This window comes from Rhodococcus sp. RCBS9 (assembly GCF_029457415.1).
In the GTDB taxonomy this organism is placed as follows: Bacteria; Actinomycetota; Actinomycetes; order Mycobacteriales; family Mycobacteriaceae; genus Rhodococcus_F; species Rhodococcus_F qingshengii.
The window spans coordinates 2256647-2280986 of sequence record NZ_CP120422.1 but is presented as its reverse complement, the minus strand read 5'-3'; the positions used below and the strand labels follow the sequence as shown (position 1 = coordinate 2280986).

Below are 24340 nucleotides of genomic sequence, written 5' to 3'. Positions count from 1 at the left end.
GAACCCGGGCGTCCGATGACTTCGTCAGTTCCGTTGCGCGGCCGTCTCGTCACGTCCGTGCTGCGTCCGAGCGCTCCTCCCCTCGGTTGGGGCATCGCCCTGGCTACGGGATTGATTGTCGTGGAGATTCTTCTCGTTCTGATGTTGAAGCGGATTGCACCCGAGAATGCGTTCGGCGCGGTTTTTCTTTTCGGTGTCCTCGTCGTTTCGGCAGGCTGGGGATTTCGGCTGTCAATTGCGACGGCGGTTGCCAGCACTGCCGCGTACGCCTACATCCACGTCGTCGAAAGCCGTGAAAGCCTTGTACCGGCAGTGGTGGTTTTTCTCGTCCTGGCCTTGCTGACCAACGTTCTCGTCGGTCAGTCACGTCTTCGCGCCATGGAATCGGATCAGCGTCGTCGTGAGGCGGATCTGTTGGCTGCGCTGGCTCGGACGATGCTTCGGACGTCGAATGTAGTGGAGATGCTTGACGACGCGAGCGTGCGATTGTCCGCCGTGCTCGACCTGCCCGCGCCGTATGCGAAGTTAGGGCCCGCGGATGCCCCGGTGGGGCGCGGGCAGAGGCGGATCGTTCTACGGGATGGAGCCTGTGTCGCGGGTTCGCTACTTGTACCGGCAGAGTTGACCCAGGCCGATGCTCGCCGCGTTCAACGAATCGTACCGTCGCTCGAGGCCCTGCTTGCCGCTGTGCGAGATCGCGGGGTACTTCTCGAACAGACTCTCGCGTTGGCGCGTCAGCAGGCTTCACTGCGACGCGTAGCGACACTTGTTGCCTCGAGAGCCGAACCCGACGATGTCCATCATGCTGTCGCCGCGGAGTTGGCCGACGGACTGGACATCGAACACGTGTCGGTCGTGCGTTACGACGACGACGACTACTTCACAATTCTCGCTGCGCGGGACGATACTACAACCGGAGAACGATTGATCCCGGGTGAACGCTTCCCTGTCGGTGGATACAACGTCTGCACGATCGTCGAGACTTCGGGTGCGCCGATTGCCATCGACTTCACCACTGCGACAGGGGCGATCGCGGGGAGGCTGCGCGGACGCGGGTTGCGTACGGGAATCGGGGTACCGATCAACGTCGACGGTCGGACGTGGGGAGCTGTAATCATCGGCGGTACGGGACGTGTTCTCGCGAGTGACGTCGAGGACCGGTTGACCGACTTCGCAGACCTGCTCGCAACCGCGGTCTACAACGGTGAAACCAGGCGCGAGCTCACACGGTCCAGGGCGCGCGTCGTGGCTGCAGCCGACAAAGCCCGCCGAACCATCGAACGTGACCTGCACGACGGGGCGCAACAGCGGATCGTCACTCTCGGGATGGAGTTACGCGGCGCGCAGGCCGCAGTTCCCGACGGATTCGATGAGCTGCGAATCAGCTTGGCCCGCACCGTTGAGACACTGGCTCAAGTCAATACCGATCTTCGTGAACTCTCGCGAGGGATTCACCCGGCGATCCTGTCCCGCGGGGGTCTCGCGCCGGCGCTGAAGACTTTGGCTCGCCGCAGTCCGATCCCGGTCGCGCTCACAGCCGAGATCGTCACTCGACTAACCGATTCTGTGGAAGTCGCGGCGTACTACGTTGTCGCTGAAGCGCTCACCAACACCGCGAAATATGCCGACGCGTCCGTGGTTACGATCGCGGCCGTCTCGCAAGAGGGTCGTCTGGACCTCACCATCAGTGACGATGGCAAGGGGGGAGCAGACGCCGAAAGCGGTTCGGGTCTGATCGGGCTGCAGGACCGCGTTGCCGCGGTTGGAGGAACTCTGACGATCTCGAGCCCGGTCGGTGGTGGCACCACCATCACCGTTCGCATCGATCCCTCTACCAGTTAGCCGGTAGTGGGTTCCCCGGGTAGCGCTCCCCCACAATGGAAGCCAGCAGCGACGACATCGCTCCTGAAGTGGACGAATGTTCTTGTTACCCAACGAGAACCTTTCGCCCAGGAGGACATCATGCCGTACATCACCACTTCCGACGGAACCGAGATCTACTACACCGAACAGGGCGCCGGGAGGCCTGTGCTGCTCAGCCACGGTTGGCCCCTCTCCTCGGACGCCTGGCAGTTGGAACTCAAGGTGCTCGCCGACGCCGGTTACCGTGCCATCGCACACGACCGTCGCGGCCACGGCCGGTCCTCGAAGACCTATCAGGGCAACGACATGGATACCTATGCCCGTGATCTGGCTGAACTCGTCGAAGCGCTCGACCTCCACGATCTGACGCTCGTCGGTCACTCGACCGGAGGCGGCGAGGTCGTTCGGTACGCAGCGCAACACGGCGCAGGGCGTGTTGCCAAGGTGATCACCGCCGGCGCCGTTCCGCCGATCATGGTGAAGTCGGAGAACAACCCGGAGGGCACACCGATCGAAGCGTTCGACGACATCCGGTCCGGAGTTCTCACCGACCGTTCGCAGTTCTATCGCGACATCGCCGAGCCGTTCTTCGGCGCAAATCGCGAGGGGTCGAACGTGTCCCAGGGGGCGAAGGACGATTTCTGGCGCCAGGGAATGCTGGTCAATCTGGCAGCTGCCTACGACTGTGTCAAGGCGTTCTCGGAGACGGACTTCAGCGAGGACTTGAAGGCGTTGACCGTTCCCGTCTTCATTGCGCAGGGTGACGACGACCAGATCGTTCCCATTGGCGCAGCCGCCCTCAAGGCAATCGAATTGGTCAATGACGGCACATTGAAGATCTACAAGGGTGCGCCGCACGGAATCTACGGCGACTACCAGAAGGCTTTGGACGCAGACATTCTCGACTTCATCGCCAAGTAAGCCATTCAGCCCAGGCCGGTGGTGACCGTATGGTCACCACCGGCCTTTACGTGACAGAGTCCCGCCCTCGTCCGGAGACGGGACTCGGGTGTCAGCGAACTCGGCAGCGCGTCAGACTGCTTCCTTTGTCGCCTGCGCTGCGAGGGTGAGCGCGATGTCGACGATCATGTCCTCCTGACCACCCACCAGACGGCGGCGTCCAGCTTCGAGCAGCAGTGTGCGAACGTCGATTCCGTAGCGCTCCGACGCAGCTTCGGCGTGGCGCAGGAAGCTCGAGTACACGCCGGCGTAGCCGAGAGTGAGGGTTTCGCGATCGACGCGGACCGGCCGGTCCTGCAGCGGTCGGACGATGTCGTCGGCGGCATCCTGCAGGGCGAACAGGTCGCAGCCGTGCTCCCACTCCTCGATGTTGGCGACGGCGATGAAGGCCTCGAGGGGGCAGTTGCCGGCACCGGCGCCGTGACCGGCAAGCGAAGCATCGACGCGGGTGACGCCGTTCTGCACTGCAACAACGGAATTGGCAACCGAGAGCGAGAGATTCTCATGGGCGTGGATACCGATTTCGGTGCCCTCGTCGAGGATGTCGCGGTATGCACGAACACGATCCGCGACGTCGTTCATCACCAGACGTCCACCCGAGTCGGTGACGTAGACGCAGTGCGCGCCATACGATTCCATCAACTTGGCCTGCTTGGCCAGTTCCTCGGCAGGCGCCATGTGGCTCATCATCAGGAAGCCCGAGACGTCCATGCCGATCTCGCGGGCGGTTTCGATGTGCTGCGCGGAGACGTCGGCCTCGGTGCAGTGCGTGGCAACGCGAACCGAGCGAACACCGAGGTCGTAGGCATGCTTGAGTTCACTGATCGTGCCGACACCCGGAAGTAGCAGCGTGGTGAGACGAGCGTGCTCGAGTACCTCGGCCGCTGCTTCGATCCATTCCCAGTCGGTGTTCGAGCCGGGGCCGTAGTTGAGCGAGCCGCCGGCGAGGCCGTCACCGTGTGCTACTTCGATCGCGTCGACGCCGGCAGCGTCGAGAGCTGTGACGATCCGCTTGACGTCGGTGGGCGAAATGCGGTGGCGGACAGCGTGCATGCCGTCACGAAGGGTGACGTCCTGGACGAAGATCTTGCGGTTGCTCACTTGGTTGCTTCCTTCTGCTGGGCGATGCGCTCCGCGATCTGCATTCCGGCGGACGTCATGATGTCGAGATTGCCGGCGTACGCAGGCAGGTAGTGTGCCGCGCCCTCGACCTCGAGGAACACCGACACCTGGTGGGTGGGGCGATTGCCGTCGACGAGCAACGTCTCGACGGGCTGGTCGGCCGGGATCTCGGTGATCTGGACTTCCTGCTTGAGCCGGTAGCCGGGGACATACGCGGACACGTCGCCGACCATCTTCTCGATCGACTGACGGATCTCGTCGTGAACAGCCGGGTCCGGTGCGTCGACGAGGCAGAAGACCGTGTCGCGCATGATGAGCGGCGGCTCAGCGGGGTTGAGGATGATGATGGCCTTGCCGCGACGAGCGCCGCCGACTGCCACGATCGCCTCGGACGTGGTCTCGGTGAACTCGTCGATGTTGGCGCGCGTTCCGGGGCCGGCCGACTTGGAGGCGATGGACGCGACGATCTCCGCATACGCCACCGGGACGACCCGAGAAACAGCGGCAACCATCGGGATGGTGGCCTGGCCGCCACACGTCACCATGTTGACGTTGGGTGCGTCCAAGTGCTCGTCCGCGTTGACAGCCGGTACGACGTACGGTCCGATCGCGGCAGGCGTCAGGTCGATCATGCGCTTGCCGAGGGGAGCCAGCCGCGCGTTGTTGGCCACGTGAGCCTTTGCCGAGGTGGCGTCGAAGACGATCTCGATCTCGTCGAAGTTCGGCAGACCGACAAGGCCTTCGACGCCTTCTGCCGTGATCGGCACGTTCAGACGCGCCGCGCGAGCGAGGCCGTCCGACGCGGGGTCGATACCGACCATCGCGCCCATCTCCAGGTAGTCGGAGTTGCGCAGCACCTTGATCATCAGATCCGTGCCGATGTTGCCCGATCCGATGATCGCGACCTTGACCTTGCTCATGCGTTGTCCTCTTCGCTGGAGAAACTGGTGGTGACGGAACCGAGCCCGGAGACGGTCACGGTGACTACGTTGCCTGCGGTGACCGGTGCCATGGGGCCGAGAGCGCCGGACAGGATCACCTGCCCTGCGGTCAGCGGCTGCCCCAACTCACGTGCAGTGCGGGCGAGCCAGACGACGGCTTCGATCGGATCGCCCAGGCAGGCGGTTCCGACGCCGGTGGACACCTCGGTGCCGTCGACGGACATCGACATGACGACGCCGGCGGGTTCCACCTCGTCGAGGGTGCGTCGTTCGGTTCCCAGGACGTACACGCCCGAGGACGCATTGTCGGCGACGGTGTCACCGAACTTGATGTCCCACGACTCGATGCGGCTGTCGCAGATCTCGATCGCGGCGACGGCGTAGTCGATCGCACCGCGCACCTGCGCACTGTCCAGCGGTCCGTCCACGAGGTCGGCACCGAGCACGAAGGCAACTTCCGCTTCGACCTTGGGCTGGATCAAACGGCTCATGGGGATGGCGCCGCCGGCGGGGAACTCCATGTCGGCGTACAGCACGCCGAGGTCGGGCTGGTCGACACCGAGCTGCTGCTGGACTGCCACTGAGGTCAGGCCGATCTTGCGGCCTACGACCACGGCCCCCGCCTGCCGACGGATTTCGTCGACGCGGCGCTGGACGGCGTAGGCGGCGGCGAGGTCGTCGGCGCCGATCAGATCGCGCACGGGCGCGCAGGGAGTGCCGCTCGCGATGGCGGCTGCGAGGCGGTCCGCAGCAGCTGCGATGTCGGTCTCGCTAGCTGTACTGGTATTCGTGGGCTGGCTCATGGCCACTACTTTCGCCGCGGCACCGAGATTGCGCCAGGGAACTGTCTCACTCAGCGATACGCTGGGGAGGTGACTGGCAGCGCAAACCTCGACACCGTACTCGGCAAGGCGGTGACGATCCTGCGCGCCTTCCGGGCCGACGACCACGTGTTGCCTCTGGCCACCCTGGTCCAGCGGACGGGCCTGCACAAGGCGACGGTGCACCGCCTGGCCAACGAACTGGTCGCGAACCGGCTACTCGACCGTATCGACGGTGGCTACCGGCTCAGCGGCGGCCTCTTCGAACTCGGCATGCTCGCCTCTCTCGAACGGAGCCTTCTGGAGATGGCGATGCCGTTCCTCCAGGACCTGTACGAGCGGACCCACGAGACAGTCCACCTGGGGGTCCGTGACGGCCACGACGTCGTATACGTCGCGAAGATCGGCGGACACCGACAAGCCAACTCGCCGTCCCGGACCGGTGGCCGGATACCGCTGTATTGCACCGCAATCGGAAAGGCGCTCCTGGCATTCTCCGACAACGAGTTTCGCCGCGAGGTGCTGTCGGAGCCGATGACGCGCCGAACCCCGCACACAATTGTTGCGCCCGGCATTCTCAACACCCAACTGAACCGAGTGGTCGAGACTGGTATTGCGTTCGAGCGCGAGGAATCAGCGCCGGGTCTCGCGTGCGTTGCGGCGCCGGTATTCGGAACCAATGACAAACCCGTCGCGGCCATCAGTGTCACCGGTCCCACCAGTCGCTTCGTCCCCGAGAGCCAGCTGTCCTACGTGCGCGCTGCTGCCGAAGGCCTACACAGCACGATCGCTCGCCGCGAACGATTGCGGTGATCTGGCCGTCCCGACCCGGACGAGCCCGGTCAATGCGTGCGGCAATGGCCCCTCGTGTAGGACGCCGAGACGTTGGGTCGCGCGGGTGAGGGCGACATAGAGTTCAGACGCACCGCGTGGGCCGTCGGCGATGATTCGCTCCGGTTCCACGACGAGCACGGCATCGAACTCCAGGCCCTTCGTTTCCGAAACCGGCACAGCGCCGGGCACACTCGCAGGTCCGATGACGACGCTCGTACCCTCGCGTCCGGCCTCGTCCTGATTGAATTCGTCGATGGCGGAGGCTAGTTCGTCGGCGGATATTTGTCTGGACCACGGCGCGATCCCGCAGGCGCGGACGGACTCGGGTGGCTGGACGTCTGGCGCGAACTCGGCGAGCAAGGCGGCGGCGACGCTCATGATCTCGGCGGGGGTGCGATAGTTCACCGACAGGGATCGGTAGATCCAGCGGCCGGGAACGTACGGCTCCATCATCGTCGCCCACGAGCGAGCACCTGCGGGTGAACGTCGTTGCGCGAGATCACCTACCACCGTGAAAGACCGGTCCGGGCAGCGGCGCATCAGGACTCGCCAGTCCATCTCGGACAGCTCTTGTGCCTCGTCGACCACGATATGCCTGTACGTCCAGTCTCGGTCAGCAGCAGCGCGTTCGGCGAGCTCCCGGGTATCGCGTTCGACGAAACGATCCGCCAGGTCCTCGGCGTACAGCATGTCCTGGGCGAGGAGATGATCCTCGTCGTCCATCAAGTCTTCGCGACTGATCATCATGTCCAGCACGCCCGCTGCATACGCAGCCTCGTCGCGGCGTTCACGTTCGGCACTCTGGTCGACGGGCTTGTCCCGGCCGAGCATGTCCACCAATTCGTCGAGAAGCGGAACGTCGGACACCGTCCAGGCATCGCCCTCTCGGCGCAACAGTGTCTCGTCTGCGCCTGCCTTGCGTAGGCGTTCCGGCGAAGTAAACAGCTGTGTCAGTAGCTCTTTCGGTGTCAAGATCGGCCAGAGTGCGTCGAGTGCGGCGGCGAACGCGTCATTCTCCGCCAACTCTGCGGTCAGATCTGCGCGCACTTGTTCCCAGGCTTCACGGTCACTGCGTGTCAACCATCCCTTGCCGATCCGCGCTATCGCCCGCTCGGTCAGTGCCCAGGTGACGATTTCGGTGAACACAGTGCGAGCGTCGTTGTGGGGGAGTCCGCTCGAACGAGCTTCTTCTCGGGCCCACTCCGCAGTTTCGGCGTCGATTCGCACTGTGACGTCCGCCAATTCGATCAACAACGGGTTCTCGGGCAGTCGCTGATGATCGGCAATCGCTGCGCCGAGAACGTCCAGGATCTTCAGCGAGCCTTTGAGCCCAGCGGCCTCAGGAGCGTCCTCGGCGGTGACGCGTAAACCCGGAACGAGATCACCGGTGGTCATGAACACCACGTCGGACTCGCCCAGCGAGGGCAGTACGCGGCCGATGTGGTTCAGGAACGCCGGGTTCGGCCCGACCACGAGGACGCCGTGACGTTCCATTCGCTCTCGCTGCGTGTAGAGCAGGTAGGCGACGCGGTGCAAGGCGACGACGGTTTTCCCGGTACCGGGGCCACCTTCGATCACCAGCACCCCGGGGTGTTCGAGTCGGACGATGTCGTCCTGTTCGGCCTGGATGGTCGCCACGATGTCCCGCATTCCCTCACCGCGGGGTGCATTGACTGCTGCGAGCAAGGCGGAATCGCTGTGGGTGTCGTGTTCTGCGCCGTCAGGGCGCCCGAGTACCTCGTCGGTGAAATCGACCACGTGTCGACTGCGTGTGTGGAACTGACGGCGTCGACGCATGTTCTCCGGGTTTGCAGCGGTGGCAACGTAGAACGGGCGAGATGCCGGCGCCCGCCAATCGAGCAGCACCGGTTCGTAGTCGTTGTCCGCATCGAGAAGGCCGATTCGGCCGATGTACGAAGTCTCACCCGACAGCGAGTCCAACCGGCCGAAGCACAGGCCGTTGTCGGCTACGTCCAGCCTCTTCACCTCTTTGGCGAGCGCGCGCACCTCTGCATCGCGTTCCATGAGTGCTTCGCCGTTTCCGCGCAGAGCGGTGCTGTACCTGCCCTTGACTCGGGCGCGCTCCGCATCGAGGCGTGCGTAGAGTGCCTCCACATAGTTCCGCTCGGATCGCAGTTCTTCTTCGTATCCCTGGGTTGGCACGTGCCCTCACTTCCGCTGGCTGTTCCGATCCCGTAGTGGGTCGTGCGGGATCGGAAGAGCCATTCTGCGGCACTACCCGGGCCTTGCCGCAAGGCCCCCGGTACGATATACATTGATAGTGGAAGGGAGTGTCGATCCTCCCTCGGCTTTTTCCCACAGATCCTCTCGCGACCCCCCAGTCTGATGCACGGCTCCCAGCCTGGTCGATGTTTGGACCCCGAGTGTCACGGGTACAAATCCAGTGACCGGTGTTCCAAAAACGGTTCCCCTCATGAACTTACGTGGATCGAGGGATTGTGAAGGCGATACTGGCAACGGCCGCGAGCATCCTTCTGGTGGTTGCCTTGGCCGTCGCCGTCTTGCTTCTCCTTTCCGGATCACCGCGCGAAGGTACTTCGCACGAGCTCGCCGATACGGTTCACACGATCGGTGGGAAGCCGACAACCTGCACCGAGTTGTTCGGTGAAACATGCAGCTTTGCTTTGCAGTCGGACTACAACCAGTGGGGACAAAACCTCGAGGGTTTTGTCAATGCCGGGACCCTCGGACCTTTCGCCCGCAGTATCGGCTTCGTGGCGGAGGCGAAACTGAGCTTGCAGGCATGCGAGGTCAGCGCAACCGCCGGGCGGACGATTCTCGATTTCTACACTCTCGCCGAGATCGACCACCCCACGGCCACCACCACCGACCTCTTCCCCTTCTGGAACGAGTCCCGCCAATTCCTGTGCCCGGTAAACAGTTTCTGAGAATGCTGTTTGCTATTTGAGATGTTCGAGACGCGTCGCTCGCTCGGAGCCAGGTTGGGCGCAAGCGCGCGAATCGTGGACAGCGTTCCGCCCACGGGCGGGATCGGTCTGTAACTGGCTCATGAGCACTGAATAACACACGAGAGTGAACGGCACTCCCCTCGGTGGCCGCTTCTTGTACGCGTTGCGGAGTGTCGGTGCACGGATGTTTATGCGAATTTCGACGGGGTAGGGCCTTCTGTGGGGGATTCCTACCTGTGTGGGATTCCTGAGCAACAATCCGAAACGTATTGGAGGGTCAACGTGCCAGATGACAAGAGCGGTCCCAGCGAGGGAATCAAAGGCGTCGTAGAGGACGTCAAGGGTAAGGCCAAGGAAGCCGTGGGTGCGGTTTCCGGAAACGACAGTTTGACCCGAGAGGGCCGCGCCCAGCAGGACAAGGCCGAAAGCCAGCGAGAAGTCGCGAAGAAAGAGGCAGAAGCCGAGAAGGCTCGCGCAGAAGCGGCCGCGGACGAAGCGCGACAGAAGTCCGAGCAATAGCCCTGACGCACTCGTCACCCTCGGCCTGGGATTGATCCCAGCCGGGGGTGAGCCGTGGCTCCGCGTTCAGTTTGAAATCTCTACTTACATAAGGCGTAACAAGATTCTTGCGCCCAGCATGACGATCAAGAGGAGCTGTTCGATGCCTTCATCTCAGTCCGTCCCAGGTGCACCGGCCCCGAAAGCGCCGGACCTGAAAGAGCCGGTCAAGCCTCGACAGCCGTTGCCGCCCAAGGATGACCAGCGGCAGCCGGAGGTGCGTACCGTCGCGGGTGCCGAGGAGAAGGTGAAGGGAAATGGTCGCGGCCAGCGGGGGGAGTACCTCACCACCGCAACCGGTACACGTCTCTACGAGACCGACCACTCACTCACTGCCGGCGAGCGTGGCCCGACTCTTCTTCAAGACCACCACCTGCGTGAGAAGATCACACACTTCGATCACGAGCGAATTCCGGAGCGCGTCGTCCACGCCCGCGGGGCGGCCGCACACGGAACGTTCCTGGCGAATGGCGCGGCCGAAAACATCTGTAAAGCATCGGTGTTCGCTTCCGGTGCTCGAACCCCGGTCTTCGTGCGGTTCTCGACGGTGCTGGGTTCACGAGGTTCGGCGGACACCGTACGCGACACACGCGGTTTCGCCACCAAGTTCTACACCGACGAAGGTGTCTTCGACCTGGTGGGCAACAACATCCCGGTGTTCTTCATCCAGGACGGCATAAAATTCCCGGACATCATCCATGCCGCGAAGCCCCACCCGGACCGCGAGATCCCGCAGGCGCAGAGCGCGCACGACACATTCTGGGATTTCGTGTCGCTGCACACCGAGGCCACGGCGCACACATTGTGGAACATGTCCGATCGCGGCATCCCGCGCTCCTATCGCATGATGGAGGGCTTCGGTATTCACACGTTCAGGCTCGTGAATGCCGACGGCGAGACGAATCTGGTGAAATTCCACTGGAAGCCGGCCGCCGGAGTGCATTCACTCGTGTGGGAGGAAGCGCAGATCGCCGGCGGTGTGGATCCGGATTTCCATCGACGCGATCTTGCCGACGCCATCGAGGCGGGCGCATATCCGTCCTGGGATCTGGGCGTGCAGGTGTTCCCTGATACCGAAGACGAAATGTTCGAAGGCATAGATCTATTGGATCCCACCAAGATCGTGCCCGAAGAACTCGCGCCGGTTCAGGTCATCGGAACGATGACACTCGACGCCAATCCGACGAACTTCTTCGCCGAGACCGAGCAGGTTGCATTCCATCCGGGTCACTTGGTTCCGGGTGTCGACATCACCAACGATCGTCTCCTGCAGGCGCGTTTGTTCTCGTACCTCGACACCCAGATCACGCGACTCGGTGGCCCCAATTTCGATCAGATCCCGATCAACCGGCCTCACGCGCCTGTCAACGACATGCTTCGCGACGGCTTTCATCAGGACGGTGTACATACCGGAGTTGCGCCGTACCATCCCAATTCGTTGGACGGTGGGTGCCCGTTCTTGGCCTCGGCGGAGAGCGCGGCCTATATCGAGGTGCCCGAAGAAGTTTCAGGGCGAAAGGTGAGGCAGGCGCCGGCATCGTTCGACGATCACTTCTCGCAAGCTCGACTCTTCTATCGCAGTCTCTCCCCTGTCGAACAGGAGCACGTCGCGCAGGCGTATACCTTCGAATTGGGTAAGTGCTACGAGGAGAACATCAAGACCCGGAATCTGGGCATCTTGGCAAATATCGACGCGGGTCTCGTGTCGATCGTCGCAGGGGGGCTTGGCCTTCCGGTTCCCGAACCGACCGAGCCGTTGAGTGATCCGGAGCTCAGCCCTGCACTGTCCCAGGTTGGTGCGGAATGGCCGGTAGACGGAAGGATCATCGCACTACTGGTCGATGAGAACTCCGATCTCGAAACGGTTGTCGCCGTTCGAGACAAGATCTTCGACGCCGGCATGGTGCCGCTGATCCTCGGCCCGCACGGCGGAACCATCGGGGACGGTGACGACGCGGTGACGGTGCAGCGAACCTACCTCACAGCTCGTTCGATCGAATTCGATGCAATCCTGCTGAGCGGCGACGTTTCTCGGATCGGCGAGGGCAAGTTGGATCCACGGGTGGAGACTCTGCTGAACGAAATGTATCGTCACAGCAAGGCGATTGGTGGTTGGGGAGAGAGCATGAGTGCGCTGGCTGCGGCCGGTATCGACGAGTCTGCATTGGGAGTCGTCGTCGATGCAGACGCGGAAGGAGCGCTCGCCTCGCTGGCTCAGCTTCTGAAGACGCACCGCGTGTGGGGGCGTTTCGAGGTGCCGCCTACATCCTGAGTGCCGACGTAAGTTCGAACCTGCGGTGTGGCCGAATTGCCAGTTCGGCCACACCGTCGGAGTGAAGACGAGTGAAGGGACGAAACAGTGGCTCGCAAGGACTCACAACCTCAACTCAAGGATCAAGAACTCTACGAAGAGCTACGCGAGAAGGGCGATTCCAAGGAGAAGGCGGCCCGAATCTCCAATGCGGCCGCCAATCGAGGGCGGTCGAATGTCGCCAAGTCCGGCGGACAATCCTCGCCGTACGAGGAGTGGACAGTCGACGAGCTGAAGAAACGTGCCAAGGAACTCGATCTGCACGGCTATTCGAAGCTGAACAAGGGTGAGCTGATCGAGCAGCTCCGCACTCACTGAGCTGTGTTCTGCTCGAGTCGTATTCTGCTTGAGCAGAATACGACTCGAGCGGTCGGTTCAGTGCCCTTCTTGATCGAAGAGTTCCTGACCTTCCAGTCGTTTGACCCGTCGGTGTTCCATCAAGATGGCCAGTGTTCCGACGATGAAGGACACCACACACACGACGCCGGCAATGACTGCCCAACCACGAAATCCGTAACCTGCTGCCACCAAGGTCAATCCGAGTGTTGCCAGACCCAGCCCGATCAGCAGGTATCCGGGATAGTTGCGACCGTCGCTGATTGCCTCCCCTACGTGCGATCGATTTGTGTGTTCGTCATCTACCGGTGAACTTTCGCTCGCGTTTGTCACGGCACACTCCATCCTGAGCTCATGAAGACTTGCGATTCTTCGCTCGTCGTCGGTCCACAGGGCAACTACCCGATCGGTGACTGGATGAAACGGTCGGAGTAGTGCCGAAAGGGGTAGAAGGTCGTACGCTCGAAGTATCGGATGTGGATGAAAAGCGGTGCGAGGAAGCCCTATGAACGCGAAGCCGACTCCCGACATATTCTCGGTAGGTACACCGACTCTCGGTGTCGAAGAGGAGTTCTTGCTCTGCGATCCGCAGACTGGACATCCCACTCTGCGCAACTCCGAGGTTGCTGCCGCCGGGCGGGAACTCGGTATCTCGCTGCAACTCGAACTCACGCGCTGTCAGGTGGAGACGTCTACGTCGATCGGAAACCATATTCGTGATCTTCGTGATCAACTCTGTGAGTCGCGTGCCGTCACCGCCGACGCCGCTGCCCGTGTGGGTTGTCAACTCATCGCAGTCGGGACGCCGTTCTACGATCCGCCGGTGGACGAGATCACTCAAACGTCGCGATACCAGCGAATGGCCGGTCAATTCAGAGCGATCACCGAAGGTGTTATGTGTGGTTGCCACATTCATGTCGGTGTGGAAGATCGAGAACGATCGGTCCAGATCATCAACCATCTGCGCCCATGGTTACCGACCTTGTTGGCACTGACGGCGAACTCTCCGATCAGCGCCGGTCGCGATACCGGTTATGCGAGTTGGCGTTACGTTCTGTTCGGCCGATGGCCCAGTTCGGGTCCGCCGCCCTACTTCGAGTCCGTGGCGCACTACGAAGATGCTGTTGCAGCAATGCTGGAGACAGGGGTCATTCTCGATCCACACATGGTCTATTGGGATGTGCGCATGTCGGATCACCTTCCCACCGTGGAGATTCGGATCAGCGACGTGCCCGCCACCGTGGAGGAGACGATGACTCTGGCCACACTGGTGCAGGCACTCGTCGGTACCGCATCCGCCGCGATCACGAAAGGTGAAGCAGCGCCTGCTGTCGATCACGAACTACTCCGCGCGGCTTGCTGGCGGGCGGCGCGTGACGGACTCGACGGGAGGTCGCTGGACGTGGAATCCGTGCGCTTGCTGACTGCACACCAGGCGGTTCGGCAATTGGTGGATCACGTCGAACCTGCGTTGACTGCATTCGGAGAATTCGAGCAGGTCACGGCCTCCTTGGACAAGGTGTTCAGCAACGGAAACGGGGCGATCGTGCAGCGCCGTGAACTCACGCGTCGGTCACGTGTAGCTGATGTGATCGACGAGTGCGCTCGACGCACTTTCGAAGGGTGCAGTTCGCAAGGGGGCAGTGAGCTGTAAGGCACGGTTGGAATGGGCATTCGAGAACTTTCAGTGTCTTGTCGAAGTCACCGATCGGACTGCAGGAGGAGGAACATATGAATGGCGATCCACGACCCGAGCTTCCGTCGGACAAGGATCTCGACGATATGTGCAGGCAATTGGCTGCGGCAGTAGAGGAACACGGTCTGTCGGTGGCGACGACGGAATCGTTGACTGCCGGGAACATCGCCGCACATCTGGGAAAGGCGCCGGACGCCGGATCGTGGTTTTGTGGTGGGATCGTCGCGTACACCCGCGAGGTGAAACATTCCGTACTTCATGTTCCGGACGGGCCAGTGGTCTGCGAAGAGGCAGCCCGGGTCATGGCGCACAGCACCGCCACACTGATGGGTGCGTCGCTGGCGCTGGCCGTCACCGGTGAAGCCGGTCCTGATACCCAGGAGAACGTTCGACCCGGAACTGTGTGGTTCGGAGTCGTCGACCATGGGACCGCCGAAACGGAGAAGCAGGTTTTCTCGGGCGACCCCGAAGCTGTCCTCGGTGCAACTGTCGAGCACGCGATCCAACTACTTCTGCGTCACGCATCCGGTCGCCACACACCGAGTTCGAGAGTTGTGAACTAGTCGAGTTTTCAACTCTTCGAACGGTTCTTCTTGTGACGACCTGTGTGTTTCGCAGGCGCCTGCGCGGTTGGAACCAGATGACCGTCGGCCGTGTATTTTTCGACTACGAGGTTCTTGCTGACTCCTCGGTTCGCATCCACTGCGCAAGTGATTGCTTCCTTGTCGGAATTGAAAGGTTCCTCGGTCGAAGAGCCGTCGGGCATCGTGATTTTGTACCGATCCATACATCGACTATTGCGGGTTGATCCGTCTCCGACAACCCGAGTTCACGGAAATATCGGTCTGGGAGTCAGGCGGATCAGCGGGTCCAATACTCTTCGGGACGTTGACCCGGACGGAATCCGTAGTGCGCGAGCATCGCGGTCGCTTCCGGAAAATTGGCTGCCAGAGCTTCGGGCACATGTGCATCGCTGCCGAATGTCACCGCTTTACCTCCCTCTTCGCTCCACCATTGGGGTATCCAGGGCAACAGCCGACGGGTGTTCATCTCGAGGATCCGGTCGCTGTCGGCGATGGCGCGCATCGCATTTCGGAATCCCTCTTCGAATCGACGGGGATCGAAAGGTCCGGCACTTTCGATCGGCCATGCACGCACCGCGTAGTCGATATGGGTGAACACCTCGAAGGTCCGAGAGCCAGCCACCATACGCGGGATCTCATCGAGGTATGCCCACATGACTTCGTCGGCACTCCACTTTCGAAACAGAGTGTTCGGTTCACTCCGATCGTCGCCGACCTCAAGCGTGTGCAAGGAACCCACTACCCGGTCGATGACACCGAGATCAAGGAGGTGCGACGCCTGCGCTTCGTGCAGGTGCGGTTGTCCGAACTCGACGCCGGTGAGTATCCGCAATTCAGGAAAACGGTGTCGGCATCGTTCGATGCTGTCGAGATAGCCGTCGACGTCCAGGATCGGTGCGCGGACATAGCCGTCGGTGCTCAGCAGGTGATGTTGATGGGGCATCAGATCTGCGGCGGTTGTGCGCCACCGAGCATCGAAGTCGAGATGCTCGGTGAACACCAACGCCGGCAATCCGATTGCTTCGGCACGCGCGCAAGTTTGTTGCATTCGTCCGGATGCGTGCGACAGCGGTCCGCCGGTGTCCCACGACCACTCGCTGTGAACATGACTGTCCGCGGGTAGTTGCATGTTCAGTTCGTACCAGAGCCGGGAGTTTCGGGGGGCGGTTAAAGCTCGGACTGTCGCGCGAATTCGCTCTGTGCAGTGGTTCCCCAGATCTCGGAGGACTGAGTCTCGGGCTCGCTGTCCAGCTTTCGGACGTCGTGAATGAACTCCACACCGTGCAGTTCGTCGGACGGAACCGACAGAAGCTTGCACGTGGTGCTGACGAAGAATCGCTGGACATCTTCCAACTCGAGACGCCCACCGGGCCGGTACCAATGCGCGACCCCGGTACACATCTCGAGTATCGCGAGCCGGCTCAATGCCAGATCTTCGATGTCGAAGGCGCCCACGCGTTGTCCGCGTTCGAGGATCTGTCCGAAAAGTTGCTCGTACTCGTCGCGCAGGGTCTGCAACTCGATGCGGTTGTCTCCGGTCAACCCGCGCATCTCGTACTCGGCGACGCGGGCAGTCAGTTGGTTGACGGCGGTAATGCCGACGTGTGACGACACCAGGCCGGCGAGCTGGACTACGGGATCGGCGCTTCGGCGCATTGCCCGCTCTCCCGACTGCGTCAGCTCGTCGAGGCAAGACCGAATGATCGAGGCCAACAGTGACTCTTTGCTGCCGACGTAGTGGTAGAGCGTTGCCGAGTTGATGCCGGCTTCGGCTCCGAGCTCACGAATGCCGGTGGCGGCGAATCCTTTCGTCGCGAACAGCGTGACTGCCGCCCGTTGAACGCGCCCCAGGTCCATGATCCTCATTTCGGTTGGTTGCCCAATCATGCTAGCATCGCCGCCGAAATCGACCGGCTGTCAATCAGTCGATTGATAGCTGTTTGTGTACTGGCAAATTGCATCCCAACTAATCAATCGATCGATTGAAATACGCTTGACTGTGCCCTGGGTCACTGCATAGTCTCCTTGTCGAGCCTCCCTCTCGGTGCGAGAGCTAACAGGGCACTCCATACAAGGAGCAATGACATGAACGACGCGAATCCCCCATCTCCCGCAACTGTCGACAGGCCTGCCCTGCGGCGTGTGGCCGGATCGGTTCTGGTCGGCACCACGATCGAGTGGTACGACTTTCAGATCTATGGCGCCTCCGCCGCGTTGGTCTTTGCGCCGCTGTTCTTTTCGGGCGCAGACCCCGCGCTGGCGACAATTCTTTCCTTCGCCACCTTCGCGGTCGGCTTCCTGGCGCGGCCACTCGGCGGTGTTGTGATGGGCCACTTCGGCGACCGCATCGGACGCAAGAAGGTCTTGGTGCTCGCACTTCTCTTGATGGGAGCAGCGACGTTCCTGGTCGGCGTCCTTCCGACCTCCGCCCAGATCGGTGTGTGGGCCCCGATTCTTCTCGTATTGCTGAGACTGATTCAGGGCTTCGGCGTCGGGGGTGAGTGGGGCGGTGCAGTTCTGACTGCTGTGGAATACGCACCCAAGAACCGCCGCGGTTTCTACGGCAGTATGCCGCAGGTCGGTGTGCCTGCTGGCCTTCTGCTGGCGACGGCCGTCATGTTCGGCACCAAGGCGCTCACCGGGGACCAATTCCTGGTGTGGGGGTGGAGAATTCCCTTCCTGCTGAGTATCGCGTTGGTCGCCGTCGGGCTTTACATTCGCACCGCGTTGGAAGAGACTCCCGCATTCGCTCGCGTGAAGCAGCAGAACACTGCGGTCAAGATTCCTATGGTCGACGCGTTCAAGAACTACCCTCGTCAAATCATTCTTGCCGCAGGTTCGATGATCAGCACGGGCGCTTACTTCTACATCCTCAACACCTACAGCCTGACCTACGCCGATCAGTTCGATCTGCTGTCCGGAAACCTCATGCTCGGAGCGGTCATGGTGTCCGCGCTCGTTGCAGTCATCTTCATTCCGATCTTCGGTCAACTGTCCGAAAAATTCGGCCGACGCCGGATCCTGATGGTCGGCATCACCGGCATGGGAGTGTGGGTCTTCGTTGCATTCGCCGCGATAGATACCGGCAACTTCTGGATCACCACCGGCGCATTGGCAGTCGGCGCATTCATGCTCAGCATCTCGTACGGGCCGCAGGCGACGTTCATCGCGGAACTGTTCGACGCACGGGTGCGGTACAGCGCAGCGTCCATCGCTTTTCAGATCGGGGTGCTCTTGGGTGGTGCAATCGCGCCGATGGTTGCCGCCATGTTGGTTCGCGCAACCGGTGGATCGCTTGCGGTCGCTGTGTATATCGCTGCCCTGTCTGTTATTTCGCTGATCAGCGTCTACTTCGTCCGTGACACCGACCTCGACGAAGGAAGTCGCGACATGTACATCGATGACAACGGGGCGTATCTGCCGCCGGTCGATCAACGCTCCACGGTTGTCAACTAATAGAGGAAACTTCAATGATCACAAAGAGTTTCGAAGAGATCTCTGTCGGAGACATTGCGGTGACGGACCCGCGGGTCGTCACCGAAGACTATGTGCGAAGTTTCGCCGACCTCACCTGGGACCGCCATCCCCTTCACCTCGACCCCGACTACGCGCAGCAGACGCGCTTCGGTCGCCAGATCGCCCACGGTGCCCTCATGTTGTCCACCTTGCTCGGTCTGGTGGAGTTGGACCCCCGTTACCTGCAGTGCTTCTACGGGCTCGATCAGGTCAGATTCCACCGGCCGACTTACCTCGGCGACTCGGTGCATGCGGTGTCGGAAGTGCTGTCGGTGCGCCCTCGCTCGGACGGTGAGACCGCGATCGTGACGTCGAAAGGCTCACTCGTCAACCAAGACGGAGACCTTGTCTTCTCCGGCGAATTCTCATTCCTGGTAGGCGAGACCCATTCCCTCGACCTCGAAGTGGGTGCTCGGTGAGTTCTCGGCGGCATATGTCATGGTGGCAGGACCTCGAAGCAGAACACTTCGAATGGGCTGTGCCAGAGCACTTCAACATTGCGCACGCATGTGTCGATGTACAGAATCCCGATGATCTGGCCCTCGTCGTAGACACCGGTGGGCACTGGGCGCGGTACACATTCGGTGAAGTCGCCACGATGAGCCGAAAGTTCGCGACCGTGCTCGCGGATCTCGGCCTGGTCTCAGACGATCGCGTCGGTGTGATGGTCCCACAGGGAATCGAGGTTCTGGCGACACATCTGGGCGCCTTCCGATCCGGAATGGTCACCGTTCCACTTTCGGTCAAGTTCGGATCGGATGCGTTAGTACATCGGATGCGTGACTCCGGCGCGAAAGTTCTTGTGGTCGAGAAGGACTGCTATGAAAGAGTTGCCGACGGAATCGGTGAGATGCCGGGTCTCGAAGCCGTAATCGTGGTCGGAAGGCTCGATCGGCTCTCCGATTCGACGCCCGTGCAAATCCTCGATTTCCACAGCCTCGTCGACGATGCCGCAGAAAGTAGTGAACTGGTAGCCACGGGCCCCGATTCACATGCCATCATCATCTACACCTCAGGGACGACCGGGAATCCGAAAGGCGCGCTCCACGGGCACCGAATTCTCCTGGCGCACATGCCCGGTATGCGGACGGCGTTCGACAATGCTCCGCAGCTGGGAGACGTCTTCTGGACGCCGGCAGACTGGGCCTGGATCGGTGGTTTGTTCGACGTACTGTTCCCCGCACTTGCGTTGGGGTGCCCCGTAGTTGCGACGCCCGACAAATTCACGCCTTCGCGTGCGGTCGAGATTCTGAGCCGTCACAAGGTGACGGGCGCCTTCATTCCTCCCACTGCCCTCAAGCAGATGCGAAGCATCGGCGTCGACAAGACTGCTGCGCGTGGTATTCAGCTGCGGGCATTGGGAACCGGTGGTGAGGCACTCGGTGACGCGCTGCAAGCCTGGGTTGCGAGCACTCTCGGCGTAGCTGTCAACGAGTTCTACGGGCAGACGGAAATGAATCTGACCATCGGCACGTCGCGGTCGAAGTGGAGTCCCGCCAGCGGTTCGATGGGCCGCGCCTTCCCCGGCTTCGAAGTCACCCTCCTCGATCCACTCGGCGAGCCGGTCGAGATTGGTGAGGTAGGCGAGATCTGTGTGAAGGCAGGCAACCCCGGACAGTTCCTCGGATATTGGAACCAGCCGTCGAAGACCGATGAAAAGGTGTACGACGGTTGGATTCACACCGGTGATCTGGGTCGGACTGATGACGCCGGGAACTTCTGGTACCAGGGACGTGCCGATGACGTCATTTCGTCCGCGGGGTACCGAATCGGCCCCGGAGAGATCGAAGAGTGCCTGCTCTCGCACGACGAGGTAGCCATGGCAGGTGTCATCGGTGTTCCGGATCCGTTGCGCGGCGAAGCGGTTCACGCTTTTGTCGTACTGTCCGAGGGGTCGAACTCCTCGGAGGAGCTCCGTCAGGAGTTGCAGACCCACGTGAAAAGTCGCCTTGCTTTCTACCAGTACCCGAGGGAGATCACGTTCATCGACAGCTTGCCGCTCACCACTACCGGCAAGATCCTCCGACGTGAACTCCGAGCGCTGGCCACCTCCGCGAACGGACTCGGCTAGCAGAGGGCTACATGTTGGGTAGGACCACGACGAAGAACCAGCCGCTCAGTGCCAGACCGATGAATCCGGTGAAGAGGCCGACTATTGCATCCCATGGCAGCTGGCGGGCATTCGAGAGCAGATGCCCGCCAGACTTCTTCGGGTGACGTCGGAGCGCGAAGATTCCTGTTGTGATCGCGCCGACGCCCAGCAGGATGCCGAAGCCGAAAGCCCAGAACAGGAGTACCGACAGCGCGCCGAGCATCTCAGACCGCTCACTCCAGCGTGCGATGCGCTGTGTTTCGGTGGGCGGAGGCCACTTGTGTGAAGGCGACAGAGCTGCTCCGAAACGGCGGGTGTGGTGACGAATTGACTGGTCGCTGAGAAACATTGTCCACCACGCCTGGAGTTGAGTCGATGTGCCGCTGGTATGTACTCGTCTACCCCGTCTTCGCGGATGTATTCCGCTGATTTCGAGGCTAGGTGGTTGCCGCTTCTTCCCAGGAGTTTCCATTCCACACGATGGAGATGGGGTATTCGTTGTTGACCCCGTTTTCCCAGTAGTCGATGACGCCGTGGCGCTCCGATTCGAGTTCGATCCAGCCGATGCTGAATCCCCCTCGAAGTACGCGTTGAGCCCGGCGGTCGATCTTGTCCAGGGAACTGCAGAGTCCTCGCACGCGGGAGTCGATCCAGCCCGCAGAGGCATCAAGAACGGTGATCTCGACGATGCTCGCGTCGCTCAGCGGAATCTCGATGAGAAGCTCGCCGGAATCTCGTACCTCTCGAGTCGATCGATTCTCGTAGGCGTGCAACAGCTCTCGCGGTTCGAACACCGAAGGGTCGCCGTCGGACCGTCGAGACCAACCGAAACGCTGCACGGACACATTGTCTCCCACGAATTGCAGGAATGTCATTCGATGTGAATGAGGCCGTCCAGGGCGTCCAGTACCCGGTCCAGCCCGAACTCCCAGGCCGCCTCGGGGCTGTACGGGGAGTTCTTGGCCTCGCCGGCCGCCCCTCCGACTCGCTGCGCCAGCGGGAAGTCGTCGCCGAGATAAGCAGCCAGACGCTGGTTCCAGGACGACCACACCTCGGCCATGTCGGCTGCTCGGGGGTCAGGGCGCCGCGCTTGCGCCGAGGATCGGGCGAAGTCGGCGACAAATGTCAGGGCGGAGTCCCGGTCGATGTCGCTCAGTCCCGTGCCGTCGAAGGCGTGAAGTTCGTGGTCGTACTTCGCGATAGTTCCCGGACCCAACGCGGAGCGCTGATCGGAGATGTCCAGGAGCCACCAATGCTCCGTATAGAGGGCAAGTTCTTCCTCAGCGACCCGACGCACACGTTGGCGCCAGGTCATGTTCCCGTACGGCAGGAGTGGGCTGTGTCCGTGTACGGCGTCGACCATGAGCACCAGCAGATCGTCGCGGGATCCGACGTGGGTGTACACCGCCATGCCCGAGATTCCGAGTTCGGCGGCCAATCGGCGGACCGTCACGGCGTCGAGGCCGTCGGTATTCGCGACGGAGATCGCGACGTCGACCGCCTGTGAGGTGGTGACCTTCGCTCGCGGGCCGCGGGTGCCACCCTTCGGCGCGAGGGGGTGATCGCGCCAGAGCAGGTCGATCAGTTCGCGTGCCATCAGTCGTCTCCAGAAATCGGGAATACCTCAACGGTGGTATACCTTATACAGTGCATACTGTATGCACTGCATAAGGTTTATCGATCATGGGAGGCCCACGATGAAAATCACCAGCACTGCTCTGTCCTTGAACGTCGCCGACACCGACGCATCGGCAGACTTCGCGAAAACCCATTTCGGTTTCACCGAGGCCATGGCCGATGACGGCTTCGTTTCCCTGAATCATCCGGATGCCGGGGTCAACGTGGTCTTCCTGCGCACCGGGCTCGGGACGTTCAAGCCCGACTTCGTCGCAGGTCCGGCCGGTCAAGGCTTGCTCATTGCATTCGTGGTCGACGATGTCGACGCCGAGTTCGCCCGCATCGCTGCTGAAGGTGCCTCCGTCGTCACCGAACCGGAGACGGAACCGTGGGGTGAGCGTTACTGCCAGTTCGTCGACGCCAACGGAATCGTGTGGCAACTCGTTCAGTGGGTGTGAAGAACCCGAGCGCTCGGCTCCGCGGCGCGCGGCACAGAACGTAACCAGAGGGCGCGTTCGACGGACTGGGCTTGGAAGCGCTGCGGTGAGATCCCGTGCGCAGTGCGAAACGCTCGGCTGAATGCGGGCAGGTGCGCGTAACCCAGGTTCCTCGACACCGTGCCGGGTGCAACCCCGAGTTGGAGTTGGGTGCGTGCCTGGGTCATCCGTGAAAGCGATCGCCACTGCGGATACGTGGTGCCGGTTTCGATACGGAACTCCCGGCGCAGCCTGGCCGCGTCAGTACCGAACTCTTGCGCCCACTCGTCCAGAGTGCGAGGGTCGGCCGGGCGGGCGGCGGTCGTCGCTGCCAGTCGTGTGGCAATCGAAGCGGCGGGCGAGGTGTTCGAAACCGGTTGTGCAAGAGGGCCGGTGGCGATGATGTCGAATGCCATGGCGCTGTCGTGGCCGCGCGGGCGCAAGGGCGTGTAGGCGGCGACGAAAGTGTGCAGCAATGCCAACTCGTCAGCGGGGGAGAACTGCACGGTCTCGAGGGCGTCGGCAGATACGGTCGACCCGTTCGAGGAACGGAAGCCGAGCGGCAGAAGCAGTGAACCAGTCGGAACCGTGACGGTATTGAGGACGCCTGCAGGAAGAATCATGGCCTCTCCGGTGCGCAGTTCCCAGCTGCGGTCCGCGACGTCCACCCGGGCTTGGCCTCGGTAGACCCACACGGCGACGTGGGCGCCGTTGACGCGCGGCCACGTCGCATTGGCCGGTATCGGCGGCGCTGTTTCCCCGGGCTGCCTGGTCTCTGCGAGCATGCGGACCAATGCTTGATCGTTGTCGGTGTCCACGCTGCGATCGGTTGGACCGGAGAGGGCCCGGCGGCGATAGTCGCTCGGGCTCTCTCCTATCTGGGACCGGAACGCACGCGTGAATCCGCTGCCCGTTTCGAAGCCGACTTCGTTTGCAATCCAACCGATCTCGCGGTCCTGCTTCAGGTACTCCAACGACGCGGCGATCCGAGCTCGTAGCCGCCAGCGCGTGAAGGTGAGGCCGGTTTCTTCCACGAAGTACCGCTGGAGCGTTCGAATGCTGATCCCGGCACGCTTCGCGAATTGTGCCTCGGTGTCGTCGGTGCCAGGTGTTCGCAACAGGGCGTGCGCGATCTCGAACGCTTCCCGTGATTGCGGCAATTGCGGCAGCGAGGTGGCCCCGTCGTCGGCCCGGGTAATCATTTCGAACAAGGACGACGGGTGTGCAGCGTCGCCGCGCAGATAGCCCAGGTTGTGAACGAACTCGTGGATCAGTCTGTCTTCCCATCCGGGCGGAACGCGCAGACGCGTCACGGTAGCCGGCCCGGCGCTGACGCCGTTCGAGGGCGGAAGCAGGATGGGAAACGCGACGGAATCCGAGTCCGTCTCCATCGAATATCGCACGCCCGCCGGGATCCACAACAACTCGCCCGCCGGCACCTCGTAGACGGTCGATCCGGTCCTGACGCGTCCACTACCTGCGAGAACCCAGAACAACAGCGGTGAGCGGCCGATGCTTGGCTCGGTGCGGCAGGCGCGGATCGGCCCCAAGTCGATTGCGTCCGACCTTCCCGATAGTGGTAACACGTTGGCGCTCCTGGACAACCCTTGCGACTTAAGTATGGCTAACTTTACCTCTGCCGACTGTGTTCGCAGCGGCGCACTCTCGTATCTTCAGAAAGCC

Annotated in this window: 24 protein-coding genes; 13 read left to right on the top strand and 11 right to left on the bottom strand. The window is 62.0% G+C overall.

Annotated elements, in window-relative coordinates; all coding sequences use genetic code 11:
- The first annotated feature begins 15 nt into the window (after window positions 1–15).
- Window positions 16–1842 (top strand): ATP-binding protein, encoded by a 1827-nt coding sequence (locus P0M12_RS10865; RefSeq protein ID WP_030537433.1) that lies wholly within the window; start codon window positions 16–18, stop codon window positions 1840–1842.
- Between the two features lie 120 nt (window positions 1843–1962).
- Entirely contained in the window at window positions 1963–2784 is an 822-nt protein-coding gene (locus P0M12_RS10860) for an alpha/beta hydrolase (protein ID WP_030537432.1), read from the top strand.
- 111 nt (window positions 2785–2895) lie between these two features.
- Here the strand turns inward: P0M12_RS10860 and dmpG are convergent, their stop codons facing one another.
- From dmpG to P0M12_RS10845, 3 genes are read right to left on the bottom strand one after another with little or no spacing between them, the layout of a single operon-like run.
- On the bottom strand, window positions 2896–3924 hold the full coding sequence (dmpG, locus tag P0M12_RS10855) for a 4-hydroxy-2-oxovalerate aldolase (RefSeq protein WP_020909650.1): 1029 nt from the start codon (window positions 3922–3924) through the stop codon (window positions 2896–2898).
- A complete protein-coding gene (locus P0M12_RS10850; RefSeq protein WP_003943168.1) occupies window positions 3921–4865 on the bottom strand; it encodes an acetaldehyde dehydrogenase (acetylating) in 945 nt (314 codons plus the stop codon). The genes dmpG and P0M12_RS10850 overlap by 4 nt, the downstream gene beginning before the upstream one ends.
- Window positions 4862–5689 carry a fumarylacetoacetate hydrolase family protein gene (locus P0M12_RS10845; protein ID WP_265154316.1) on the bottom strand — a complete coding sequence of 276 codons (828 nt, stop codon included), beginning with the start codon at window positions 5687–5689 and terminating at the stop codon, window positions 4862–4864. Before P0M12_RS10845 ends, P0M12_RS10850 begins: the two co-directional genes overlap by 4 nt.
- A 69-nt stretch (window positions 5690–5758) precedes the next feature.
- Here P0M12_RS10845 and P0M12_RS10840 point away from each other — a divergent pair, with 69 nt between their 5' ends.
- Window positions 5759–6520, top strand: a complete 762-nt coding sequence (locus P0M12_RS10840) for an IclR family transcriptional regulator (protein ID WP_277377706.1) — start codon at window positions 5759–5761, stop codon at window positions 6518–6520.
- Here P0M12_RS10840 and helR read toward each other — a convergent pair.
- A complete protein-coding gene (helR, locus tag P0M12_RS10835; RefSeq protein ID WP_151098469.1) occupies window positions 6482–8704 on the bottom strand; it encodes an RNA polymerase recycling motor ATPase HelR in 2223 nt (740 codons plus the stop codon). The two genes, P0M12_RS10840 and helR, sit on opposite strands and share 39 nt — an antisense overlap.
- Before the next feature lie 281 nt (window positions 8705–8985).
- On the opposite strand from helR, the gene P0M12_RS10830 reads away from it, so the two are divergent.
- The 4 genes from P0M12_RS10830 to P0M12_RS10815 all read left to right on the top strand — a co-directional run bounded on the left by P0M12_RS10830 (window position 8986) and on the right by P0M12_RS10815 (window position 12658).
- On the top strand, window positions 8986–9450 hold the full coding sequence (locus tag P0M12_RS10830; RefSeq protein WP_225320190.1) for a hypothetical protein: 465 nt from the start codon (window positions 8986–8988) through the stop codon (window positions 9448–9450).
- 303 nt (window positions 9451–9753) lie between these two features.
- Window positions 9754–9990: a CsbD family protein gene (locus P0M12_RS10825; RefSeq protein WP_003943084.1), complete on the top strand. Its 237-nt coding sequence runs from the start codon at window positions 9754–9756 to the stop codon at window positions 9988–9990.
- Between the two features lie 142 nt (window positions 9991–10132).
- Window positions 10133–12301, top strand: coding sequence for a catalase (locus P0M12_RS10820; protein WP_003943216.1), 2169 nt, complete (start codon window positions 10133–10135; stop codon window positions 12299–12301).
- An 87-nt stretch (window positions 12302–12388) separates the two neighbouring features.
- Entirely contained in the window at window positions 12389–12658 is a 270-nt protein-coding gene (locus P0M12_RS10815; RefSeq protein ID WP_003943161.1) for a Rho termination factor N-terminal domain-containing protein, read from the top strand.
- 57 nt (window positions 12659–12715) lie between these two features.
- Here the strand turns inward: P0M12_RS10815 and P0M12_RS10810 are convergent, their stop codons facing one another.
- Window positions 12716–13021 carry a hypothetical protein gene (locus P0M12_RS10810; protein ID WP_007735689.1) on the bottom strand — a complete coding sequence of 102 codons (306 nt, stop codon included), beginning with the start codon at window positions 13019–13021 and terminating at the stop codon, window positions 12716–12718.
- Window positions 13022–13181: 160 nt separating this feature from the next.
- Here P0M12_RS10810 and P0M12_RS10805 point away from each other — a divergent pair, with 160 nt between their 5' ends.
- Window positions 13182–14330, top strand: coding sequence for a glutamate--cysteine ligase (locus P0M12_RS10805; RefSeq protein ID WP_277377702.1), 1149 nt, complete (start codon window positions 13182–13184; stop codon window positions 14328–14330).
- Between the two features lie 77 nt (window positions 14331–14407).
- On the top strand, window positions 14408–14935 hold the full coding sequence (locus tag P0M12_RS10800) for a CinA family protein (RefSeq protein ID WP_277377700.1): 528 nt from the start codon (window positions 14408–14410) through the stop codon (window positions 14933–14935).
- A 298-nt stretch (window positions 14936–15233) separates the two neighbouring features.
- Here P0M12_RS10800 and P0M12_RS10795 read toward each other — a convergent pair whose 3' ends face one another.
- Window positions 15234–16085: a PHP domain-containing protein gene (locus P0M12_RS10795; protein ID WP_277377698.1), complete on the bottom strand. Its 852-nt coding sequence runs from the start codon at window positions 16083–16085 to the stop codon at window positions 15234–15236.
- A gap of 38 nt (window positions 16086–16123) precedes the next feature.
- Entirely contained in the window at window positions 16124–16813 is a 690-nt protein-coding gene (locus tag P0M12_RS10790) for a TetR/AcrR family transcriptional regulator (RefSeq protein ID WP_007735696.1), read from the bottom strand.
- A gap of 228 nt (window positions 16814–17041) precedes the next feature.
- Here P0M12_RS10790 and P0M12_RS10785 point away from each other — a divergent pair, with 228 nt between their 5' ends.
- Genes P0M12_RS10785 through P0M12_RS10775 form a run of 3 tightly spaced genes read left to right on the top strand, consistent with a single transcriptional unit; the run spans window position 17042 to window position 20543 of the window.
- Window positions 17042–18412 (top strand): MFS transporter, encoded by a 1371-nt coding sequence (locus P0M12_RS10785; RefSeq protein ID WP_007735697.1) that lies wholly within the window; start codon window positions 17042–17044, stop codon window positions 18410–18412.
- Between the two features lie 14 nt (window positions 18413–18426).
- Entirely contained in the window at window positions 18427–18891 is a 465-nt protein-coding gene (locus tag P0M12_RS10780) for a MaoC/PaaZ C-terminal domain-containing protein (RefSeq protein WP_003943225.1), read from the top strand.
- A complete protein-coding gene (locus tag P0M12_RS10775) occupies window positions 18888–20543 on the top strand; it encodes an AMP-binding protein (protein ID WP_233272432.1) in 1656 nt (551 codons plus the stop codon). The genes P0M12_RS10780 and P0M12_RS10775 overlap by 4 nt, the downstream gene beginning before the upstream one ends.
- Window positions 20544–20550: 7 nt before the next feature.
- On the opposite strand, the gene P0M12_RS10770 is transcribed toward P0M12_RS10775, so the two are convergent.
- The 3 genes from P0M12_RS10770 to P0M12_RS10760 all read right to left on the bottom strand — a co-directional run bounded on the left by P0M12_RS10770 (window position 20551) and on the right by P0M12_RS10760 (window position 22161).
- Window positions 20551–20913, bottom strand: coding sequence for a hypothetical protein (locus P0M12_RS10770; RefSeq protein ID WP_225320185.1), 363 nt, complete (start codon window positions 20911–20913; stop codon window positions 20551–20553).
- Between the two features lie 88 nt (window positions 20914–21001).
- Window positions 21002–21439, bottom strand: coding sequence for a hypothetical protein (locus tag P0M12_RS10765; protein ID WP_007735701.1), 438 nt, complete (start codon window positions 21437–21439; stop codon window positions 21002–21004).
- Window positions 21436–22161: a TetR/AcrR family transcriptional regulator gene (locus P0M12_RS10760; RefSeq protein ID WP_007735703.1), complete on the bottom strand. Its 726-nt coding sequence runs from the start codon at window positions 22159–22161 to the stop codon at window positions 21436–21438. The genes P0M12_RS10765 and P0M12_RS10760 overlap by 4 nt, the downstream gene beginning before the upstream one ends.
- Before the next feature lie 100 nt (window positions 22162–22261).
- Here P0M12_RS10760 and P0M12_RS10755 point away from each other — a divergent pair, with 100 nt between their 5' ends.
- Window positions 22262–22639, top strand: coding sequence for a VOC family protein (locus tag P0M12_RS10755; protein ID WP_030537422.1), 378 nt, complete (start codon window positions 22262–22264; stop codon window positions 22637–22639).
- Here the strand turns inward: P0M12_RS10755 and P0M12_RS10750 are convergent.
- Complete coding sequence (locus P0M12_RS10750) at window positions 22627–24243, bottom strand: AraC family transcriptional regulator (RefSeq protein WP_277377695.1); 1617 nt, start codon at window positions 24241–24243, stop codon at window positions 22627–22629. The two genes, P0M12_RS10755 and P0M12_RS10750, sit on opposite strands and share 13 nt — an antisense overlap.
- Window positions 24244–24340 lie beyond the last annotated feature (97 nt).

Coding starts and splice junctions, on each gene's coding strand:
- P0M12_RS10865 (WP_030537433.1), top strand. CDS start 16: ATGACTTCGTCAGTTCCGTTGCGCGGCCGTCTCGTCACGTCCGTGCTG.
- P0M12_RS10860 (WP_030537432.1), top strand. CDS start 1,963: ATGCCGTACATCACCACTTCCGACGGAACCGAGATCTACTACACCGAA.
- P0M12_RS10850 (WP_003943168.1), bottom strand. CDS start 4,865: ATGAGCAAGGTCAAGGTCGCGATCATCGGATCGGGCAACATCGGCACG.
- P0M12_RS10845 (WP_265154316.1), bottom strand. CDS start 5,689: ATGAGCCAGCCCACGAATACCAGTACAGCTAGCGAGACCGACATCGCA.
- P0M12_RS10820 (WP_003943216.1), top strand. CDS start 10,133: ATGCCTTCATCTCAGTCCGTCCCAGGTGCACCGGCCCCGAAAGCGCCG.
- P0M12_RS10810 (WP_007735689.1), bottom strand. CDS start 13,021: ATGGAGTGTGCCGTGACAAACGCGAGCGAAAGTTCACCGGTAGATGAC.
- P0M12_RS10805 (WP_277377702.1), top strand. CDS start 13,182: ATGAACGCGAAGCCGACTCCCGACATATTCTCGGTAGGTACACCGACT.
- P0M12_RS10800 (WP_277377700.1), top strand. CDS start 14,408: ATGAATGGCGATCCACGACCCGAGCTTCCGTCGGACAAGGATCTCGAC.
- P0M12_RS10795 (WP_277377698.1), bottom strand. CDS start 16,085: ATGCAACTACCCGCGGACAGTCATGTTCACAGCGAGTGGTCGTGGGAC.
- P0M12_RS10790 (WP_007735696.1), bottom strand. CDS start 16,813: ATGGACCTGGGGCGCGTTCAACGGGCGGCAGTCACGCTGTTCGCGACG.
- P0M12_RS10785 (WP_007735697.1), top strand. CDS start 17,042: ATGAACGACGCGAATCCCCCATCTCCCGCAACTGTCGACAGGCCTGCC.
- P0M12_RS10780 (WP_003943225.1), top strand. CDS start 18,427: ATGATCACAAAGAGTTTCGAAGAGATCTCTGTCGGAGACATTGCGGTG.
- P0M12_RS10770 (WP_225320185.1), bottom strand. CDS start 20,913: ATGTTTCTCAGCGACCAGTCAATTCGTCACCACACCCGCCGTTTCGGA.
- P0M12_RS10765 (WP_007735701.1), bottom strand. CDS start 21,439: ATGACATTCCTGCAATTCGTGGGAGACAATGTGTCCGTGCAGCGTTTC.
- P0M12_RS10760 (WP_007735703.1), bottom strand. CDS start 22,161: ATGGCACGCGAACTGATCGACCTGCTCTGGCGCGATCACCCCCTCGCG.
- P0M12_RS10755 (WP_030537422.1), top strand. CDS start 22,262: ATGAAAATCACCAGCACTGCTCTGTCCTTGAACGTCGCCGACACCGAC.